This window comes from Bacillus sp. JZ39 (assembly GCF_053903145.1).
The window spans coordinates 2,201,346-2,220,282 of record NZ_CP096389.1; the positions used below are offsets into that span (position 1 = coordinate 2,201,346).

At 42.4% G+C, this 18,937-nt stretch carries 23 protein-coding genes; 1 reads left to right on the forward strand and 22 read right to left on the reverse strand.

Annotated features, from left to right (window positions below; translation table 11 throughout):
• Window positions 1–132: 132 nt before the first annotated feature.
• From ndk to M1D65_RS11205, 15 genes are all read right to left on the reverse strand, one after another.
• On the reverse strand, window positions 133–582 hold the full coding sequence (ndk, locus tag M1D65_RS11135) for a nucleoside-diphosphate kinase (RefSeq protein WP_010886554.1): 450 nt from the start codon (window positions 580–582) through the stop codon (window positions 133–135).
• A gap of 115 nt (window positions 583–697) precedes the next feature.
• Window positions 698–1,660 carry a heptaprenyl diphosphate synthase component II gene (hepT, locus tag M1D65_RS11140; RefSeq protein WP_003246013.1) on the reverse strand — a complete coding sequence of 321 codons (963 nt, stop codon included), beginning with the start codon at window positions 1,658–1,660 and terminating at the stop codon, window positions 698–700.
• Between the two features lie 25 nt (window positions 1,661–1,685).
• Window positions 1,686–2,387: a demethylmenaquinone methyltransferase gene (menG, locus tag M1D65_RS11145; protein ID WP_003230580.1), complete on the reverse strand. Its 702-nt coding sequence runs from the start codon at window positions 2,385–2,387 to the stop codon at window positions 1,686–1,688.
• 6 nt (window positions 2,388–2,393) lie between these two features.
• Window positions 2,394–3,149, reverse strand: a complete 756-nt coding sequence (gene hepS / locus M1D65_RS11150) for a heptaprenyl diphosphate synthase component 1 (protein WP_014480130.1) — start codon at window positions 3,147–3,149, stop codon at window positions 2,394–2,396.
• A gap of 163 nt (window positions 3,150–3,312) precedes the next feature.
• Window positions 3,313–3,540, reverse strand: a complete 228-nt coding sequence (gene mtrB, locus M1D65_RS11155) for a trp RNA-binding attenuation protein MtrB (RefSeq protein WP_003230576.1) — start codon at window positions 3,538–3,540, stop codon at window positions 3,313–3,315.
• Between the two features lie 21 nt (window positions 3,541–3,561).
• Entirely contained in the window at window positions 3,562–4,134 is a 573-nt protein-coding gene (folE, locus tag M1D65_RS11160) for a GTP cyclohydrolase I FolE (RefSeq protein ID WP_003225516.1), read from the reverse strand.
• A gap of 187 nt (window positions 4,135–4,321) precedes the next feature.
• Window positions 4,322–4,600: a non-specific DNA-binding protein Hbs gene (gene hbs / locus M1D65_RS11165; RefSeq protein ID WP_003153447.1), complete on the reverse strand. Its 279-nt coding sequence runs from the start codon at window positions 4,598–4,600 to the stop codon at window positions 4,322–4,324.
• A 373-nt stretch (window positions 4,601–4,973) separates the two neighbouring features.
• Window positions 4,974–6,452 (reverse strand): stage IV sporulation protein A, encoded by a 1,479-nt coding sequence (spoIVA, locus tag M1D65_RS11170; protein WP_014480131.1) that lies wholly within the window; start codon window positions 6,450–6,452, stop codon window positions 4,974–4,976.
• 180 nt (window positions 6,453–6,632) lie between these two features.
• Window positions 6,633–7,367 (reverse strand): hypothetical protein, encoded by a 735-nt coding sequence (locus M1D65_RS11175; protein WP_032726047.1) that lies wholly within the window; start codon window positions 7,365–7,367, stop codon window positions 6,633–6,635.
• Between the two features lie 21 nt (window positions 7,368–7,388).
• Window positions 7,389–7,592: a DUF2768 domain-containing protein gene (locus tag M1D65_RS11180; protein WP_014480133.1), complete on the reverse strand. Its 204-nt coding sequence runs from the start codon at window positions 7,590–7,592 to the stop codon at window positions 7,389–7,391.
• Between the two features lie 337 nt (window positions 7,593–7,929).
• Entirely contained in the window at window positions 7,930–8,967 is a 1,038-nt protein-coding gene (locus tag M1D65_RS11185; RefSeq protein ID WP_003230566.1) for an NAD(P)H-dependent glycerol-3-phosphate dehydrogenase, read from the reverse strand.
• A gap of 17 nt (window positions 8,968–8,984) precedes the next feature.
• On the reverse strand, window positions 8,985–10,295 hold the full coding sequence (gene der, locus M1D65_RS11190; protein WP_021481550.1) for a ribosome biogenesis GTPase Der: 1,311 nt from the start codon (window positions 10,293–10,295) through the stop codon (window positions 8,985–8,987).
• 153 nt (window positions 10,296–10,448) lie between these two features.
• A complete protein-coding gene (locus tag M1D65_RS11195) occupies window positions 10,449–10,643 on the reverse strand; it encodes a capping complex subunit for YIEGIA (RefSeq protein WP_038828580.1) in 195 nt (64 codons plus the stop codon).
• Complete coding sequence (locus tag M1D65_RS11200; RefSeq protein ID WP_003230562.1) at window positions 10,640–11,533, reverse strand: YIEGIA family protein; 894 nt, start codon at window positions 11,531–11,533, stop codon at window positions 10,640–10,642. The genes M1D65_RS11195 and M1D65_RS11200 overlap by 4 nt, the downstream gene beginning before the upstream one ends.
• The gene (locus M1D65_RS11205; protein WP_003230560.1) at window positions 11,530–12,129 is read right to left on the reverse strand and encodes a YphA family membrane protein; all 600 of its coding nucleotides are present in this window, start codon (window positions 12,127–12,129) and stop codon (window positions 11,530–11,532) included. Before M1D65_RS11205 ends, M1D65_RS11200 begins: the two co-directional genes overlap by 4 nt.
• A 77-nt stretch (window positions 12,130–12,206) precedes the next feature.
• Between M1D65_RS11205 and M1D65_RS11210 the strand changes: the two genes are divergently transcribed.
• Entirely contained in the window at window positions 12,207–12,338 is a 132-nt protein-coding gene (locus M1D65_RS11210) for a YpzI family protein (RefSeq protein ID WP_003225499.1), read from the forward strand.
• Between the two features lie 42 nt (window positions 12,339–12,380).
• Here the strand turns inward: M1D65_RS11210 and fni are convergent, their stop codons facing one another.
• From fni to sleB, 7 genes are all read right to left on the reverse strand, one after another.
• Window positions 12,381–13,430 carry a type 2 isopentenyl-diphosphate Delta-isomerase gene (gene fni, locus M1D65_RS11215; protein ID WP_124072990.1) on the reverse strand — a complete coding sequence of 350 codons (1,050 nt, stop codon included), beginning with the start codon at window positions 13,428–13,430 and terminating at the stop codon, window positions 12,381–12,383.
• Window positions 13,431–13,442: 12 nt separating this feature from the next.
• Window positions 13,443–14,591, reverse strand: coding sequence for a 30S ribosomal protein S1 (gene rpsA / locus M1D65_RS11220; RefSeq protein ID WP_014477197.1), 1,149 nt, complete (start codon window positions 14,589–14,591; stop codon window positions 13,443–13,445).
• 232 nt (window positions 14,592–14,823) lie between these two features.
• The gene (gene cmk, locus M1D65_RS11225) at window positions 14,824–15,498 is read right to left on the reverse strand and encodes a (d)CMP kinase (protein ID WP_124072989.1); all 675 of its coding nucleotides are present in this window, start codon (window positions 15,496–15,498) and stop codon (window positions 14,824–14,826) included.
• Window positions 15,499–15,576: 78 nt separating this feature from the next.
• A complete protein-coding gene (locus M1D65_RS11230; protein WP_124072988.1) occupies window positions 15,577–15,753 on the reverse strand; it encodes a YpfB family protein in 177 nt (58 codons plus the stop codon).
• 44 nt (window positions 15,754–15,797) lie between these two features.
• On the reverse strand, window positions 15,798–16,451 hold the full coding sequence (gene dgrA, locus M1D65_RS11235; RefSeq protein ID WP_124072987.1) for a cyclic di-GMP receptor DgrA: 654 nt from the start codon (window positions 16,449–16,451) through the stop codon (window positions 15,798–15,800).
• A 93-nt stretch (window positions 16,452–16,544) separates the two neighbouring features.
• On the reverse strand, window positions 16,545–17,897 hold the full coding sequence (gene ypeB, locus M1D65_RS11240) for a germination protein YpeB (protein WP_003230547.1): 1,353 nt from the start codon (window positions 17,895–17,897) through the stop codon (window positions 16,545–16,547).
• Between the two features lie 34 nt (window positions 17,898–17,931).
• Complete coding sequence (gene sleB, locus M1D65_RS11245) at window positions 17,932–18,849, reverse strand: spore cortex-lytic enzyme (RefSeq protein WP_015714181.1); 918 nt, start codon at window positions 18,847–18,849, stop codon at window positions 17,932–17,934.
• Between the last annotated feature and the right edge of the window lie 88 nt (window positions 18,850–18,937).

An 18,937-nucleotide genomic window follows, 5' to 3' on the forward strand; every position in this document is an offset into this window, starting at 1 on the left:
CGTTGGGAAAGGCAGAGGTCTGATGCACACTGCCATTCAACCCTTTATTCACTTTAATGTAAACCTTTACAAAACAGATCAAAAACCGGCGGCGTTATATGATGCCGGCTCTGTTACTTATTTTCACAATGATTAATAGATCCAGCCTGCCATAAGCTGCTGATATGATACTAATTCTTCATTCTTAAAGAAAATGTTAATCTCGCGTTCTGCACTTTCGAGAGAATCAGAGCCGTGGATGATGTTTTTTCCGACAAACATGCCATAATCCCCACGAATCGTACCAGGTAAAGCTTCTTTAGGGTTTGTTTTTCCGATCAGCTGTCTCGTCACTTCAATGACATTTTCGCCTTCCCACACCATTGCGAATACAGGTCCTGAAGTAATAAACTCAACGAGCTCTCCGAAGAAAGGCTTTCCTTGATGTTCGGCGTAGTGTTTCTCAGCCATTTGTTCAGTCACTCTCATTAACTTGGCGCCAGCTAATTGTAAGCCCTTACGTTCGAATCTAGATAAAATGTCCCCAATGAGCTGACGTTGGACACCGTCTGGTTTCACCATGATAAAAGTCTTTTCCATCATATTCTCCACCCCATCATTATGTATGTATAGGCTTTCACACTGCACACCGAAATCGTAACATCTTTCTGATAATTAATCAATCCGGGGCGGAGAAATTTCTTAATATCTACAAAAATTAAAATTTTCTTTTACCGATATATTTTGCGATGGCTGCAAGAGACGAGCGTGCGCGCCCTCGAGGAAGCGTGTTTAATTTCTGAAAAGCTTTCTGCAGATACATTTCGCTTACTGCCATAGATGCTTCAATTGCATCTGTTTTTTTGATTTCTTCAATGATTGGTTCAAGCTGTTCCTGCGTTGTCTCACTGTTAATCAATTTAAGCTGGTTTTTTAATGCAGGATTTTTCAGGGCATACAGCACTGGCAATGTGACGTTTCCTTGAAGCAAATCTCCTCCAACGGGTTTACCCAGCTCTTCTTCAGTTGAAGTAAAATCAAGAATATCATCAATAATCTGATAAGACATGCCGACGTAATACCCAAACCAGTACAATGCCTTATGAATCTTCTCATCAGCTCCAGACGCAATGGCACCAAGCTGGCAGCTGACCGCGATCAAGAGAGCCGTTTTTCTTTTGATACGCCGGAGATACGTTCTGAGATTTTGTTCCATGTTGTATTTGTCTTTGATCTGCTCAATTTCCCCTAGACAAACTTCAACGATCGTCTGTGACAAAATCCTATGGGCTTTCGGTTCGTTAATTCTCGTCATCATTTCAAGAGATCCCGCAAGCATATAATCGCCTGTGTACATCGCAATACGATTGTCCCACTTTGCTTTGATTGTCGGTTTTCCTCGGCGAAGCTCCGCATCATCAATGACATCATCATGGACCAAAGATGCCATGTGAATCATTTCCAGAGTGACGGCGACATATTTAATCTTATTAATATCGTAATCGCCAAACATGCCGGAAAGCAGCACGAAAACAGGCCGAATACGTTTCCCTCCGGCCTGCAGCAGGTGAAGACCTGCCTCGCTTAAAAGCGGGTAATCGGAACGTACGGTTTGTTCCAGTTCTCTTTCGATTACATCAATATCGTCATTTAAAAAAGAGTAGGCCATTTTAAATTTCATATCATTCACCCAAACATCTGTGTTTTCATTTCCATCCGATATGCGTGGCAGCGACTCCGCCAGTAAACGAATGATATTTAACATTTTTCAGGCCCGCCTCTTCAAACAGGCCTGCCAGTTCCTTCATTCCAGGGAAATCTCTGGCTGATTCTTGAAGCCAAGAATATTCTTTATAGCTCTTCGCAAACAGTTTCCCGAAAAACGGCATAATATACTTAAAGTACATAAAGTAAGCCTGTCTGAATCCGAACATTTCCGGCTGGGACGTTTCCAGACATACCACCTGCCCACCCGGCTTCACTACACGTCTCATCTCTTTCAGTACAGTCAAGTAATCAGGGACATTGCGGAGTCCGAAGCCAATGGTGACATAATCAAATGTATCATCATCAAAAGGAAGCTCCATCGCATTTCCGTGCAGCAGTTCAATTTGGCTGAATCCGCCGTCTTTTACTTTCTGCTCGCCGACACTCAGCATATTTTCACTGAAATCCAAGCCCTTGATCTCGCCGCTTTTGCCGGCCGCTTTTGCAAGAGCGATCGTCCAGTCAGCCGTTCCGCAGCAGACATCAAGTGCTTTTGCGCCTTCTTTTACATTCATGATGCGCATCGTTTTATCGCGCCATTTTTTATGCTGCTGAAAACTGATGACAGAGTTCATTTGGTCATAGTTTTTATATATTTTTTCAAATACTCCGTGTACGCGCTGTTCTTTTGAGTCCTGCATAATGGTTTACCCTTCTTCCACTTTCTGATGATAGGTTTGATCTTGGCTGATTGTCTTCAGACGGTTTATTAAAATGTTCTGAATAGGTGAATTTAGAGGCAGAAGTGACTCAATGCTGTTTTTCGCTTTTTTAAAACAATCTTCTAATATCTCTTCTTTTGTTTTTCCCAGCTGTATAAAACTGCCGATCACATCCAGAAATGCATCATTTCCGTTCATAAGCCGCTTAAATACAAAAAAATCACTCGACAGCTTTTTCCAGCGCGGGAGGCTGAAGTGTTCCGCCACACGATGGAATAAAGCTGATTCAACGATGCCGACACTTTCGAAAAAATCGTTTTCGTCCTTGAAAGAACGGTCATACAGACGAATTTTATGTTCGTTGATTTCTTTAATGGCTGTAGCAAGCGTCCGAATCATGTAGATATCCTTCATTTCAGATAGTAAAGAGTAGTACAGCCCGCTGAAATAATCGCCCGCGAGAACAGTCAATTGGCGGTTTTTGTTTTCGTCTCGTTTTATGACTCTAGCTGTCGTCACTTCATCATGGGTATCAAGGGCGCTTTGTACAAGCATCGCTGTTACAATATAATTTTCTCTGTCGTTGTTTTTTATGTCAGCTTCTTCAAATAAAGCATGAAAAAGAAGAAGCTTATCCTCATCAATTTTCGGCGCAGAAATATGCTTCGCTAAATAAGGATGAGACAGCTTTTGTTTTAATTTCGTGTTCAGATTGGCTAAAGTTCCGTAGATGTCTTGCAAAAATATCACCCTTGTCCCCAAATTCACATTTATTTCTTAATCTATGTATGAGTTTTATCTTTTCATTCGCTTACGCAGGTATCATTATAGCATAAAAAAAAGAAATTGGCTGTATCCTCCCGCTGTTTGCGAGCATTTGCTTTTAACAGCGGGGACAGCCAGCTTATTTTTTTTCGCTTTTCATTTCTCCGTACGCGGTTTGAATCAGTGCCTCTCCTCTGACTTTAATGGCAGAAGTATGCTCTGTAAACTGAGCGATGATCACTTCTCCCTTGTCGAGTTTTTCGGAATGGTGAAACTTTGTGTCTGTTCCTCTTGTCAGGCCGATCACATTCACTCCGTCCTCAACGGCTTTAATGACGACAAAATCACTTGAATGCTTTTGGTTCATTTATAGCACCCTCTATCTTTATTAGTCCTGGCGTTTAATATGTTCCAATACTTCTGCACGGGCAGCGGCATCATCTTTAAAAACGCCTCTGACTGCTGAAGTCACAGTTTTCGCACCCGGTTTTCTTACACCGCGCATCGTCATGCACATGTGTTCCGCTTCAACCACTACCATTACGCCATGCGGATCAAGCGTTTCTACGATGCTTTCTGCAATTGTAGAAGTGATGCGTTCCTGAAGCTGCGGGCGCTTTGCAACGGCTTCAACGGCACGTGCCAGTTTGCTGAGTCCTGTGACCTTTCCGCCTCGCGGGATATATGCAACATGTGCTTTTCCATAAAAGGGAACAAGGTGATGCTCACACATAGAATGAAACGCGATATCTTTTACAAGAACAAGCTCCTCATGGTTTTCACCGAAGATAGTCTGGAAATGTTCTTTTGGATCTTCATTCAAGCCGGAGAATACTTCGGCATACATCTTTGCGACTCTTTTCGGAGTATCAAGAAGCCCTTCTCTATTCGGGTCTTCTCCGATCGCTTCTAAAATTTGACGAACAGCTTGTTCGATTTGCTCTTTATTAACTTCTTTCATGTTCTATGTCCTCCACCAATGAATACATTTAATTTCGATTCTAGCACATATGTCCCGCTAAAAGCAAAGTGAATGCCCTGTCAGGAAGCCCATGCTCTTGAAATATGAAAAGCCCCTTAGAAAGGGGCTTTTCTGTGAAGAAATAAAGTGTATGTAAGCTAGATGCATACACGATCTATATTCACAATTATTTTCCGGCAACTGCGTCTTTAAGCGCTTTACCTGGTTTGAAAGCAGGTACTTTGCTTGCTGGAATTTCGATTTCTTCACCTGTTTGAGGGTTGCGTCCTTTACGTGCAGAACGTTCACGCACCTCGAAGTTACCAAAACCGATCAGTTGGATTTTATCACCGTTTTTAAGTGCATCTAAGATCGTATCAAAAACAGAGTCAACTGCTTTTGTAGCGTCTTTTTTAGACAATTCGCTTGCTTCAGCAACCGCATTGATAAGTTCTGTTTTGTTCATGCCTTTCACCTCCTCCCAAAAGGATACATTCAGTTCGTTTATTATCATTTCTTCACAGTTCAGTCTGATTCTAAACCTGTCTCACAAAAAAATGAGAGCAGGCAAGAGAAAGACAATTAAACGGCTTTTTAAGAAAAACTGCACTCTGAGGAATGTTTGTCCAACAAAGTGAAGAATTTCTGTATGTAGAGTAACACATATAAAAAGCCATATCAAGCATTTTAAAGCGTCAATCCCTTGCTCGTCAAGGATTTAAGGTGATTTACCGAACAAATATTCCTTTTTTTCCTTTTTTCATCCTATTCCTTGATCCTTTTCCATTATTAAGAGCAAAGAAAAAAGACCTCCCATTCTATAAAGAGGTCTACCGGTATTACAGGATGATGGCGATTAAGCCGCCAGAGCCTTCGTTTATGATTCTTTCTAATGTTTCTTTTAATTTATACCGTGCGTTTTCAGGCATTAATGACAGCTTTGCCTGAATCCCTTCTCTCACAATTGAGCTCAGCGACCTTCCGAAGATATCGGAATTCCAGATGGAGAGCGGATCATCCTCAAAGTCCTGCATTAAATAGCGTACAAGCTCTTCACTTTGTTTTTCCGTTCCGATAATCGGGGCGAATTCGCTTTCGACATCGACTTTGATCATATGGATCGACGGAGCGACAGCTTTCAGCCTCACACCGAATCGCGAGCCCTGCCTTATAATTTCCGGCTCATCGAGACTCATATCAGCTAAAGCAGGCGCTGCAATACCGTATCCCGTCTGTTTGACCATTTTTAAGGCATCAGACACTTGATCATATTCTGTTTTCGCATGGGCGAAGTCTTGCATGAGCTCAAGCAGATGGTCTCTTCCTCTGATTTCGACGCCCACAACTTCTTTTAAGATTTGATCATATAGATGATCCGGCGCGTACAAATCAATTTCTGCCACTCCTTGGCCCAGCTCAATTCCGGCTAATCCGGCACTTTCAATGAATTCAAACTCGCTGAATTGGCCGACAACCCTGTCTACGTCCCGGAGCCGTTTAATATCCTTAACCGTTTCCTTTACGGACTCCTGATAGCTTTCACGCAGCCAATGGTTTTCTTTCAGCACCATTACCCAGCTTGGGAGATTGACATTCACTTCTAGCACCGGAAACTCGTAGAGGGCCTCTCTGAGCACATTCAGCACATCTGATTCCCGCATGCTCTCTACACTCATTGCCAATACCGGGATATCATATTTTTCGCTTAAATCCTGGCGCATGGCTTCCGTTTCCGGGTGATACGGCCTGACTGAGTTGATGACCATAATAAAAGGTTTGCCAACCTCTTTCAGCTCTTCAATGACTCTTTCTTCAGCCTCTATATAGTCACTTCTGGCGATATCTCCAATGGTGCCGTCTGTCGTAATGACAACTCCGATGGTCGAGTGTTCTTGAATGACTTTTCGTGTGCCGATTTCAGCAGCCTCATGAAATGGGATCGGTTCTTCGTACCAAGGCGTATTGATCATCCGCGGCCCGTTTTCATCTTCATATCCTTTAGCGCCGGGCACTGTGTAACCTACACAATCTACTAATCTTATATTCACATCGAGTCCGTCTGACACATGAACAGACATCGCCTGATTCGGAACAAATTTAGGCTCTGTAGTCATAATGGTTTTGCCGGCTGCGCTTTGCGGCAGTTCATCCTGCGCTCGGGCCCGGTCTGCTTCGTTACTGATATTCGGGAGCACCACAAGCTCCATAAATTTTTTAATGAACGTGGATTTTCCTGTACGGACAGCACCTACGACTCCTAAGTATATATCGCCTCCTGTTCGTTCAGCGATATCCTTGAAAATATCGACCTTTTCCAAGTGATCCCCTCCCGGACTTCCTATCCTTTTCAATTTTATTAAGCTCTTTCAATCAAACACAGGACACTATATGTGTATGACGTTGTCCTATTTGAATATGACATCTTTAGAAAATTTCTCATCCTCAATCTATTAATATAAAAAAACCTTTCTCCCTATTTGTATGCAAGGGAGAAAGGTTCATTCCTTTTTCATATCATTTTCTAAAAAAACAGGTTCCTGTTTGTCATTTACCGTATATTTTACAGAAAACGCGGGGACAAAGGGGGTTTCCTCCCAAATCATATCCTGGATTTCAGTCCCGGGTTTAAACGTTTTTTTGCTTTTTTTGAGGCAAGAAGCCAGCTCAGTCCGGTAATCAGCATATATTTCTCCGTCTCCGTCAATCATAAGCGGCAAGGAATTCCCTGAGATTGGGCTTGTCACTGTAAGAGAGCTTCCATCCCCAAGCTTCTTCTCATCGAGTGTAAATAAATCGCGAGATAGCACATCCTTGTAAGGCGGATATTGATGCTCCTGACGATACATTTGGATGCGCAATTTCACATCGCGAATTTTTTCTGCCATCTTTAGATCAATTAATTTAACAGTCGGATCGTTCTCTACGTCAACAAGCACATATTGATAGTCTCCCCCGCTTTCAAATGCCGTACTTGGAGGTTCAGCTATGTATCTTGGCGCTAACCGGTTAAAGTCTATCGGATATTTTTGATATAGCGGTGTCGACATATCTTTTGTTTGAATGGGAAGCAGCCCTCCATTTGCCTTTTGAAATTCATCAACAGCAGATTGAACCTGCTTTAGCTGGTCTTGATAAGGAATGGCATGCACACTGCTTTTCCGTTCATTTGGATATAAACATCCGGATAAAAACACGACTGCCGCAAAAATGATTGCGCACTTCAGTTTACCCATACAGCACTTCCTTTTACAGCTTTATTCATTGACAGGGCCGCTAAAAACCACGACAAACACAATAATTCCAGATATGAGCATACACATGTATGCGAATGATGAAATCGTAATCTTCAAAAAACGGTTTTGGCACTTAAAGCGGCTTAAATAGATGGAAGCTACAGCCAGAAACATCAGACCCATGGACCCTAGAGCAAACCACATTTTCATCAATGCCAGATTCAATGACGTGCGCCTCCCCGATATGTATGATGTAAGCGTTATATTATATTTTAATATACAGCGCCGGAAAAGATCAACCGGATTTTCCATCCTTTGATAGAACAAAAAAACTGAAGCAAAGAGGGGGACCTTCGCTTCAGTCAACTTGACTATATTCACCTGCACGTTTAAGAAACACTCTCTTGGACTTCGATGCTATAGTATGCGACTTGGCATACAGATGCATCCTCTATTGCCTAAATCGGCAAAATGTTTCAGGAGATCCCAAGACTTGGGTGTTCTTCTGTTTTTCGGGCTTTCGTTCAATTAAGATATGCGTTTCATCATACGATTGACACTTTTACTTCACTTGATTTTCAAACGTATTTACCAAATCCTCCATCTCGTGGGTTTTCCCTCTCGCCATTAAAGATTCAACAGCGGTTTCCACTTTTTGTCCGTTGAATAGGACCTGATGGAGAGCTTCTGTAATCGGCATTTTAACATCATATTTCTTCGAAAGCTGGTAAGCCGCTTTCGTCGTGCGGACGCCTTCGACTACCATTCCCATCTCTTCAAGAACATCTTCAAGCTTGTACCCTTTTCCGAGCAAATTGCCCGCACGCCAGTTTCTGGAATGAACACTTGTGCACGTCACAATCAGATCGCCTACTCCTGTCAATCCAGAGAACGTCAAGGGATTTCCGCCCATTTTCGTTCCGAGTCTCGCGATTTCGGCAAGTCCGCGTGTAATCAAAGCAGCTTTGGCATTGTCGCCGTACCCTAAACCATCTGTAATTCCTGCAGCAAGGGCAATAATATTTTTTAAAGCCCCTCCGATTTCAACTCCGATAATGTCAGGATTTGTGTACACCCGAAAATTGTGATTAATAAATAGATCCTGCACCTCTTCTGCTGCCCTCATGCTCTTTGAAGATGCAGTAACAGTTGTGGGGTGCCGCAACCCTACTTCTTCCGCATGACTCGGGCCGGAAAGGACAACGATATCTTTTCTGACATCACTCGGGAGCTCAATTTCCATAATTTCAGAAATGCGCAGAAGTGAATCTGGCTCAATACCCTTGCTGACATGAACAAAGACTGCCTTTTTCGTTATAAAAGGGACAGCCTGTCTCAGCACTTCCCGAATTGCTTTTGTCGGGACCGCAACGATAATGACATCTGCGTCTGAAACAGCCTCTTTCATATCTGTTGTTCCTTTAATGGATGTAGACAGCTTAACATTCGGCAAATAATCTTTGTTTTCATGCAACTCATTAATTTGATGAATTAAATCTGCACGGTGAGCCCACACACACACTTCATTTCCATTATCAGTTAGAACTAAAGCCAGTGCTGTTCCCCAACTCCCTGCTCCAAGCATTGTGACTTTTTTCATGTTTGATTCACACCTTTTTATTTTCTAGCTCTTGCAAATATTTTGATTGGTGTCCCCTCAAAACCGAACGCGTCTCTGATTCGGTTTTCTAAAAACCGTTCGTATGAAAAATGCATCAATTCCGGATCGTTTACAAACACAACGAAGCTTGGCGGCTTTACCGACACTTGAGTCGCATAGTAAATCTTCAAACGAGAACCGTTATGAGTCGGTGTCGGATTCATTGCCACAGCGTCCATAATGACATCATTTAAGACGTTTGTTTGAACTCGAAGTGAATGATTTTCACTTGCTTTAATAATCGCAGGCATCAGCGTATGGATCCGTTTTTTCGTTAAGGCAGACATAAATAGGATTGGCGCATAATCCAGAAATTGAAAATGATCGCGAATATTTTCTTCAAATTCTTTCATTGTGCTCTCATCTTTGTCAACAGCATCCCATTTGTTTACGACGATTACGACGGCCTTGCCCGCTTCGTGTGCATAACCGGCGATACGCTTGTCCTGTTCAATAATGCCTTCTTCGCCATCCAGCACAACTGCCACGACTTCTGAGCGGTCAATCGCTTTCAGCGCCCGCAGTACACTATACTTCTCAGTCGTTTCATAGACTTTCCCTTTTTTTCGCATACCTGCAGTATCGACAATGACAAACTCCTGCTGGTTGTAAGTAAATGACGTATCAACAGCATCTCTTGTCGTTCCAGCCACGTTGCTGACAATAACGCGTTCTTCGCCGAGCATTGCGTTCACAAGTGAAGACTTTCCGACATTCGGACGTCCGATCAGACAGAATTGAACAACTTCCTCATTGTATTTCGTTTCTGGAATGTTTTTAAAATGCTCTGCAACGGCATCCAGTAAATCACCCAGTCCGAGTCCGTGTGTTCCCGAAATTGGATACGGCTCACCAAAGCCTAGCGAATAAAAATCATACATATTCGCTCTCATTTCTGTGTTATCCAGTTTATTAACCGCTAAAACAACAGGCTTTTTTGTGCGGTACAAAATTTTCGCCACTTCTTCATCAGCAGCTGTCACGCCTTCACGGCCGTTCACCATAAAAATAATCACGTCCGCTTCATCCATGGCGATTTCAGCCTGCTGGCGAATCTGCGCTAAGAACGGCTCATCACCGATATCAATACCGCCCGTATCAATCAAATTAAAATCATAATTCAGCCATTCAGCCGAGCTGTATATCCGATCCCTTGTCACGCCAGGGGTATCTTCTACTATTGAAATTCTTTCTCCCGCAATCCGGTTAAAGATTGTGGATTTTCCTACATTTGGTCTCCCGACAATGGCTACGACAGGTTTACCCATAGTACCCTTCCTTTCAATCCAGCCGCTTTCATTTTTACATAAATTTTCAACCGGTTATTAAAATCATTTCATTCACTTTTATGAAAAGAAACCCTTCAGAGGAAGGGCTTAACTCATTTATTATATCAGTTTTTACTGGGATCACAACTATTCTTAAAAATGTTTCACGATCAAATACACGTCATCTCCGATTCTGTGTGCTATTCCATCAAGGATCGCCTCAAGATTTTTAGCGAAAAGCTCCATCTCCTTTTGGTCATTGCAAAAAAAGACAGGTGCTCCCCCTGCAGCCCGGTTTGGATTTGTCGTGATTACAGACAAAATCACTTTCGTAAGAGATTCACTCATCCTATCACCTTATCCTGATTCTTGATAAATTCAGTCGGCATTCTAATCGCATTTTCCAGGGTTGGAACATTGCTAATAATTTGAACAGCCGTTTCGGGATGGTGAATTTGCGGGAGAACAAATACCGCCACTCTCCCATCATTTAAATCCCGTTTTGCAATTGGTGTCAAAGATGGCTCTCCTGAATCCCGATAAACCCCAAGCACATTGGAAACATCAAATAAAATGGCCTGACGCTGCCCTAAATTTGCTATCGTCGCTGCTGAATTAAAGTTTTTTGGCGTTAAAATAAAGCCCATGCCATGCTTTAAAATCAGTTCCTGTTTCTCTGGAAGCCCGATATTCATCATATAAATATTATCAACAAACAGTCCCGGACCGTCAAAGCGCGGCTTTATGTACTCGATGTCTACAATATCCTTCAACACACTGCCCGACATAAATTTCATGGCCAGTAAAAAACAAACGACAGCCGCTATGACAGCAGCCCAGATGGATAAAAACACATACGCAGAGGTTGTCAAAAGCGCTGTAAAGATCACAATATAATTTCTGCTTTCAAACGCAATGGCAATCCCCTCAATATATGTGCTTCCCCTTGAGACAAGTTCATACGAATCCATTTGCGTCAATGTGTTCCGCTCCATGTTTCGGACATCTCTAAATTGCGTCGCTGCCAATGTTAAAAATGTGATGGCCGTAAATTCCTCCTGCAAAAGCGCCGGCATAATAATTGCACCTAAACCAGCCGCTATCAACCCCAGCGCGATGTGAATCACTTTCCCATGAACATAGGTCGGATACTGGCGGTAATCCGTTTTCAGCATATAAAGCCTTGTCGCAATTCCGGCAATGACCCCAGCAATAATCGGATAGATGTAATCACTCATGACATTTTGGTAGCTCCTTTGTTTGATCTTTTGCTTTTCTGACCAATCTGGCTTGCGAGGTGTTCGTATTTAGATATGCCAAACAGCAATATCATCCCCGCAGAACACGCATTCAGCCATTGAAAGCCGCCGACAGCCATAGCCCCGGCCAACTTCTGGATCACAAATGAATACACCAGTTCGCCTTGGCACATCCCTAGGACAAATAAGACAAGCTGCTTCTCAAAATTCCTTTCAACAGAAGCTGTTAAAAGCACTATTAATATAACAGCAGCCCACTCAGGTTTTATGATGAACCAAACCGGGTCATATAATGCAAAAAGATAAACAAACGCATACGCGGCAACAAGCGTCAGATAGACCATGATATAACGAAAACGATACATTCCCAAATACCCGGCATAGACACATCCGCAAACGAAAAACATCAAATATGCAGCATTCAGGGAAAAATATAAAGCGATGTCATGTATGCTTAGAATAATATTAGTTAAAATAAAGACAGAGACGGCAATTCGTCTTTTCGTCTTTTCAAAAATAAATGTTGTCAGAACCCACAGAAACCACATTGACCAATAGTAATAAAATTGTTCCATTTTACTTCCTCCATATTCCCAGTATGGAGTTCAAGCACATTTTTTAAACAATCGATCTCACATTAAGGAGTATGATCATGGGAAAAGACAGACAAGAGAAAAAACTCAAAGCTTCAGGCAGAGTCGAATCAGACCGCGACCAGTCCATTCACTATGACGGAGCGACAAGCCTTGAACAAAACGGAAGATTCAAAAAGCGAAAATCATAATACAAAAAGCCCAAACCACATACGGTTTTGGGCTTTCATCATTTATCGCACACTATAGCTTGATGTATTGACCCCTCTCTCTGTGAGCCAATGATAGGTTTCACCTTTGATCACAAGGGGCGCCTTTTGTAAATCGGCAATCGTTCTGGCACCCAGCACGGTCATAATCATCTTTAATTCCTCAAGGATCAGCTGAATCTCCTCAAGCAGTCCTTCCTCACCGCTGTCAGTCAGCGCTTTTAAAAAATGCCCTGCCATTCCGGTGCAAGAGGCCCCAAGCGCAATTGCCTTTGCCACGTCAAGTGCATCTTGCAGACCGCCAGAGGCGATCATGGTGCTTGCAGGAAACTCAGAGCGGATTTCCGCCAAACTTGCAGCTGTCGAAATGCCCCACGAGTTAAAAAAGGAGATTTGCCGCTGTCTTCGGAGATTTTCAATTTTCGAGAAATTTGTTCCCCCGTAACCACCTATGTCAACAGCTGCAGCACCAGCTTCATACAGCTTTCCTGCTGATTCTTTGCTCATACCGAATCCGACTTCTTTCACAATGACTGGTACACTGACATGACTGCAAATTTGTTCAATACGTTCCAGTGCGCCGCTAAAGCTTCTGTCTCCTTCAGGCATCACAATTTCCTGAATCACATTGAGGTGGATCTGCAGCGCATTTGCTCCAATCATCTCAACGGCTTCCTTTGCCTGAGCAGCCGTTGCCTCGCTTCCCAGGTTGGCAAAAATCAGCCCGTTTGGGTTTTCCTTTCGAACAATTTCATAGGAAAGACGCTCTGATGGCTCTTTTAATGCTGACATTTGCGATCCCACAGCAAGGGGAATTCCAGCCTGAGAAGCCGCTCGCGCAAGCGATTTATTAATCTCATATGTAAGTTTTCCGCCGCCGCCAGTCATTGCATTGATAAAAATCGGCGAACTGCTTGAAAGTTCGCCGATTTTTGTGGAAATATCTACTTGTTCTAATGCAAGATCGGGCAGACTGACGTGAACAAACGTAATATCATCAAGACCTGTTTCCCGCTTTTGGCCGGTGGACAAGGCATGATTGATGTGTTGTCTTTTTCGTTCTGCTCGAGTCACGTTTATCACCAATTATTTTAGTTTATTCAGCTTATCTCCGATCAGATCTCCAAGCTGGAAGCCAGTGCTTGTTTCTTCCTTCGCTTGATACTGACGGTAATCTTCCTGGTCAGCTTTAGGCGTTTCTTCAAGTTCACGCATGCTTAGTGAAATGCGCTCCTCATTTTCATTCACATCAAGAACCTTCACTTTTACAGTCTGTCCTTCTTCAAGGACTTCATGCGGCGTGCCGATGTGTTTATTGGAAATTTGAGAAATATGAACGAGACCTTCAACACCTGGAAGGATTTCAACAAAGGCACCGAAGCTTACAAGACGCTGTACAGTTCCTTCAAGCACATCTCCAGGCTTCACTTTTTCGCCGATTTGGCTCCAAGGTCCAGGCAGTGTATCTTTGATTGATAAAGAAATACGTTCATTATCACGGTCAACCGATAACACTTTCACTTTTACTTCTTGCCCCTCTTCAACAACGTCAGACGGCTTCTCTACATGAGAGTGGGAAAGCTGTGAAATGTGTACAAGTCCGTCGATGCCGCCGATATCAACAAACGCGCCAAAATCAGTCAGGCGCTGTACTTTGCCATCAAGTACACTTCCAACTTCAAGAGACTGAAGAAGTTCTTGTTTTTTATTCGCTTGTTCACTTTCAACAACAGCACGGTGTGAAAGGATCACGCGGTTTTTATCACGGTCAAGCTCTACAACGAGCAGTGACAGTGTTTTTCCTTTATAGTCAGTGAAGTCTTCAACGAAATGTGCTTCAACAAGCGATGCCGGAATAAAACCGCGAACGCCGATATCAACGACAAGGCCGCCTTTCACGACATCTTTCACTTCAGCTTCAAACACTTCTTTTGTTTCAAATTTTTTCTCAAGGTCTTCCCAAGCGCGGTCTGCATCAACAGCACGTTTAGATAAAATCAAAGCATCGTCTTCCACTTTTGTTACTTTCAGGTCAAGCTCGTCGTCTACTTTAACAACATCCGATGCTTTCTCTACATGAAGACTTGATAATTCACTGATTGGAATAATACCGGATTGTTTGACATTGATAATTTCTACATCTACATGTTTGTCTTCTACCTTTGTCACAATCCCTTTAACTACATCTCCAACCTCTGGCACTTGAACATCAATTTGATTCATTTCCTCTGTCATTTGAATAACCTCCTTGGTCCAAACCTACACAGCTTAATTAAAACGGTTTGAAAGCTGAACATATAACATGCCCGCTTTTAGCCGAATATGTATTAAAGAATCATCCAAAAAAGTTTTTTGAATGATCAATAAAAAGTTTTATTAGTATTAACTTCTAATAAAAGGACAGGTTTGTCAAGCAATAACATTCTATCTTCGTTGAAAAATTCAAAAAAAGTGGCATTTGCCATCCTCAGTGGGACTTTTGCTCCACAGCCTCGAGGATTTTATCAGCTACCTCTTGAATGGAAAGCGATGTCGTGTCGATTTCAATAGCGTCTTCTGCTTTACGCAGCGGAGATACTTCGCGCTCTGAATCAAGCTTGTCTCTTCTTGCAATTTCCTCAATTAATGTTTCGTAGTTGACATCAAAGCCTTTTTTCACATTTTCTTCATAACGGCGTTTCGCTCTCTCTTCAACAGATGCCAAAAGAAAGATTTTTACTTCTGCATTTGGCAGCACATGCGTCCCGATGTCACGACCATCCATGACGACGCCGCCTTTTTCCCCAAGCTGCTGCTGGCGTTTCACCATTTCTTCTCTGACACTTCTGTGCTTGGCCGCAATTGAAACTTGGTTGCTGACTTCATCTGTTCTGATCGCATCAGTTACATCGGTACCGTTTACAAGCACTTTTTGTCCATCTTTTGTTGTAATCAGCTCAATGTCTGTCCGCTTTAGCAGCTCAGCCAGTTTTTCTTCATTTGTCAGCTCAACGTTTTCTTGTAAAGCCGCGTACGTAATTGCTCGATACATTGCTCCTGTATCAATATATATGTACGATTTTTTCTCAGCCACAATTTTGGCAACGGTGCTTTTCCCTGCAGCTGCCGGGCCGTCAATTGCAATCGATAATTTCTTTTCCATAATTCCTCTCCTTGCTCTTTTCTCCTCTATGGATTGTATCACGAACTTTATGAAAAAGGGTGAAAAATTGATGAAAAATTAATGTTTGAAGGTTTCAATCTTATTGTCCCCCTCCATGTTATCCACCCCTTCATATTGAATCACTTTTGATACGTATGGTTCAATATGCTGGTAGTAAAAAAGAAATTGGACACCAAATAAAATGATGGCCTGAATGAACAATAATTTGATCAGCAACCGTTCAAATGTTTTCATTGGAGCACCTCCATTACAAATAGTATGGAAGTGTTTGCCGATGTTTATTCCATTCGGGCCTTTCTTCTCTTATTTAACTGGCGCCTGATGCAGTATTGAAGCAAAGCCTGCTGGTCACCTGCTGCAATTTCTGAATACTCTAAAGTCATTTTGCGTTTTCCTGACTTGGGGTCATTAAAGATTCGTCTGACAACTGCTTCTGTTTCTATTTGACGTGTGTGCTCCTCTTCAGGAAGACGGATGATCAGGCGCAATGATTCCCCCGATTGAAAAGAAAGGCCATCATCTAAAACCACGGCGATGCCGCCTGCACTGATGTTATAGGATAGTGTGCGGAACTCTTCTTCATTTCCCGGCTGAATTTGCACATCTAATACCGCATCAGTTCTTACATATTGGCGGCGCTGGATTCTTTTCATTTTTTCACGGGGAGGCATTTCAAGACAGATCATTTGAAGTTTGTCCTTCACTTTACCTTTTATACGGCTTATAAAGCGATAAGGAACTTCGTCTTTTCCCACAAACTCTACCGTTACTTCCATATCGTTATGTAAAATCACAGTTCGCCCTGTAACTACATCAACAGGATACGCGATCAAAAGTTCATTGTTTTCGATGCTGACCGCCTTGCTTTTTGCCTTTTTCAATTCATTTTCTTCTATATATTCTAAAAGTACATTTTCTCCAATCTCTATCATTGACTTCACTCTTTCGCATTCAATATACTCACGTTTTTATTAAAGCACGTAATGAAAAAAAGGAAAAGACATTTAGTCCTTTCCTCCTGTTTTTTATAGGTCTTTATATATAGGTTCTGCATTTTTTAGTTTTTCAACCTTTTCTTCCGATCCGTCTTTGGCATTGATATACATTCTGAATGTGTCATTTTCAATTGTCCCAAGCATTTCGTAGCATAACACTTCTTGACCTAGTTCATTTGTAATCAAAGCGAGCCTTGTTTCTCTCACTTGTACATTTTTATTTAATTTAGACTTTGCCTCTGCTTCAGTAATTGCAGGCTTAGGTATGGTTCTTTTTCTGTGAGATGTGAGGAAGTCTCTTGCTGAAAAGCCGACAACCTCACCGTCATCCAAGGCCACTTTCATACGAATTGCCTCGGGGTACATCCGGACTTTATTTTCAACAGGAACATATGAAAATACACCGATTTTATCATATTGGGCACTTTCATCAATTTCCAAATCATCTGTTTCAAATCCGTTTTTCTTTAAAAATGCAAGCGCTCGGTTCGATCCGTCATTTAAACTGATTTTCTGATCTTTCACTTCTCTGTTTTGGATCAAGTATACCGGATGCCCGCCCTTCTTCGTAATATCCATATAAATCACTGCTTTATGGTCTGGGTCTTTCATGCTGATGCTATATACATCGCGATTTGTTTTTTTTCCGCTCTTTACCACTTTAATTGAATAATTGTCATCTGGGGCAAAGCGCTCAGCAATTTGTTTTGCTTCCTGTTCGGAAATTTGTTTTCCCTTCAGATGGCTGAAGCCTTTCTCTTCTTTTTTCGTACTGGTGAAACTCGGGCCAAGATCAGTGCCAGTGGAGAATGCACCAACATTTTTTTCGACTGTTTTAAAGCTGTTGATAATCGTATTATCACTTTGTTTTTCGTCAGAAGCCAGAGCCATTTCTACGTCCATCCAGCGAAGGTTTTTGCTCATGACAAGGTGCTGAACATGACGCAATTCATTTTGTATATCTTCGGACTGCTGATATAGCTTATTTAGTGATGTATACTCGTTTTTATCAAGCGGCTTTTGGTCCAAATCTCTGACTGACGTTTTATAGCTGAAATCGCCGATCTTTGATAATAGCTCTTCAGTTTTATTAAACGGCATTAATGTAAGCGGCAGCTGACTGACGCTGTTATGAGCTTCTGATGTAATCCTCCACACATCGATCAATGCAGGCGACAGTGATTTTTGGCTGTTCATGGCAAGTGTTGTTCCGATTTTATCATGAAGCTGATCCACCTGATAGGTAAGCTCATGAAACGCCCGCTGATAGTTATTTTCAGCATGAAGAAGAACTGCGTCTTTTTCCTGGTGTTCTTTGTATCCCCAGTAGCCTGTACCGACTATTGCAATACCAAGCACGGCGATTAAAATTCCTCTGATCATTTATCACACCTCTTTTTATGCTTTCTCATATCTGCTACTCACAGAAAATGTGTTTACCGATTCTTTTAATCTGCGGACGCCCCCAAATCCACGGACTTGTAGCCGTATCCGGATTAAAGTAGTAAAGTGCTTCCTCTGATGGGTCCCAGCCATTGATGGCATCCAGCACTGCTTCTCGTGCCGTTTCATTCGGCTGCATGTAAATTTGTCCGTCGGCTACTGCTGTGAAGGCAAGCGGCTCAAAAATAACCCCCGCTACTGAATTTGGAAATAACGGGCTGTTCAAACGGTTTAAAATGACTGCTGCAATAGCAACCTGCCCCTCGTACGGCTCGCCCCGGGCTTCGCCATAAACCGCTTGAGCAAGCAGCCTGATATCGTTGTTGGAAAATCCACCAGGCATGTTCGCTGCTACCGCATCCTGTTTTCTTGCTTTTGCTGGTGTATTGTTTTGCTGTTTATTCGCATTCGCTTTAGGCTGCTGCGTTGTTTTTTCCGCAGGCTGTTTCTGCCTCGCTTCCGCTTGCTGTCTTGCTTTTTGTGTTGCTGCTTTTGACGGTTTCGTCTGATACTTCAGCGGGATTTTTCCGTAATGCGTGAATGTATTCCCTTTATTGAGCTGTTCCATAACATATTCACGATAGTATTTTGATTTACATATTAAGGTTTGCTTTGTTTTAGCTCCTACAAGGCCGTCAACCTCTTTTAACCCGAATTGATCCTGAAAATTCCGAACTGCCCAGTACGTCCCCCATCCATAAACCCCGTCAATTTTTCCGTTATAATATCCGTTGTATTGAAGACGCGCCTGAAGCTCGACCACATCATCCCCGGTTGCCCCTCTTTGAATGACCTGATTCGAAAAGGCAGAGATCGTTTCAGTATTAATAAACGTCGTTATTGTAAAGGAAAAAAGGATGAGACATGCCATAATCGATCCTTTGGACTTCATCTTTTCAAGCCTCCTACTGCAAATTTTTAAGTGTAATCGTATTTTCTGTAACGAGGTTATTTTTATACACTCTTTCCTTGTTATCCCT

What these genes read in the sequence shown, in the direction of transcription:
- M1D65_RS11195 (WP_038828580.1), bottom strand. Translation starts at nt 10,643, where the DNA reads ATGAGTGAATCTCTTACGAAAGTGATTTTGTCTGTAATCACGACAAAT.
- menG (WP_003230580.1), bottom strand. Translation starts at nt 2,387, where the DNA reads ATGCAGGACTCAAAAGAACAGCGCGTACACGGAGTATTTGAAAAAATA.
- ndk (WP_010886554.1), bottom strand. Translation starts at nt 582, where the DNA reads ATGATGGAAAAGACTTTTATCATGGTGAAACCAGACGGTGTCCAACGT.
- cmk (WP_124072989.1), bottom strand. Translation starts at nt 15,498, where the DNA reads ATGGAAAAGAAATTATCGATTGCAATTGACGGCCCGGCAGCTGCAGGG.
- mtrB (WP_003230576.1), bottom strand. Translation starts at nt 3,540, where the DNA reads ATGAACCAAAAGCATTCAAGTGATTTTGTCGTCATTAAAGCCGTTGAG.
- M1D65_RS11185 (WP_003230566.1), bottom strand. Translation starts at nt 8,967, where the DNA reads ATGAAAAAAGTCACAATGCTTGGAGCAGGGAGTTGGGGAACAGCACTG.
- sleB (WP_015714181.1), bottom strand. Translation starts at nt 18,849, where the DNA reads ATGAAGTCCAAAGGATCGATTATGGCATGTCTCATCCTTTTTTCCTTT.
- M1D65_RS11230 (WP_124072988.1), bottom strand. Translation starts at nt 15,753, where the DNA reads ATGAAAACATTTGAACGGTTGCTGATCAAATTATTGTTCATTCAGGCC.
- M1D65_RS11205 (WP_003230560.1), bottom strand. Translation starts at nt 12,129, where the DNA reads ATGGAACAATTTTATTACTATTGGTCAATGTGGTTTCTGTGGGTTCTG.
- hbs (WP_003153447.1), bottom strand. Translation starts at nt 4,600, where the DNA reads ATGAACAAAACAGAACTTATCAATGCGGTTGCTGAAGCAAGCGAATTG.
- rpsA (WP_014477197.1), bottom strand. Translation starts at nt 14,591, where the DNA reads ATGACAGAGGAAATGAATCAAATTGATGTTCAAGTGCCAGAGGTTGGA.
- hepT (WP_003246013.1), bottom strand. Translation starts at nt 1,660, where the DNA reads ATGAAATTTAAAATGGCCTACTCTTTTTTAAATGACGATATTGATGTA.
- folE (WP_003225516.1), bottom strand. Translation starts at nt 4,134, where the DNA reads ATGAAAGAAGTTAATAAAGAGCAAATCGAACAAGCTGTTCGTCAAATT.
- M1D65_RS11175 (WP_032726047.1), bottom strand. Translation starts at nt 7,367, where the DNA reads ATGGGTAAACTGAAGTGCGCAATCATTTTTGCGGCAGTCGTGTTTTTA.
- der (WP_021481550.1), bottom strand. Translation starts at nt 10,295, where the DNA reads ATGGGTAAACCTGTCGTAGCCATTGTCGGGAGACCAAATGTAGGAAAA.
- M1D65_RS11210 (WP_003225499.1), top strand. Translation starts at nt 12,207, where the DNA reads ATGGGAAAAGACAGACAAGAGAAAAAACTCAAAGCTTCAGGCAGAGTC.
- dgrA (WP_124072987.1), bottom strand. Translation starts at nt 16,451, where the DNA reads ATGATAGAGATTGGAGAAAATGTACTTTTAGAATATATAGAAGAAAAT.
- ypeB (WP_003230547.1), bottom strand. Translation starts at nt 17,897, where the DNA reads ATGATCAGAGGAATTTTAATCGCCGTGCTTGGTATTGCAATAGTCGGT.
- M1D65_RS11200 (WP_003230562.1), bottom strand. Translation starts at nt 11,533, where the DNA reads ATGAGTGATTACATCTATCCGATTATTGCTGGGGTCATTGCCGGAATT.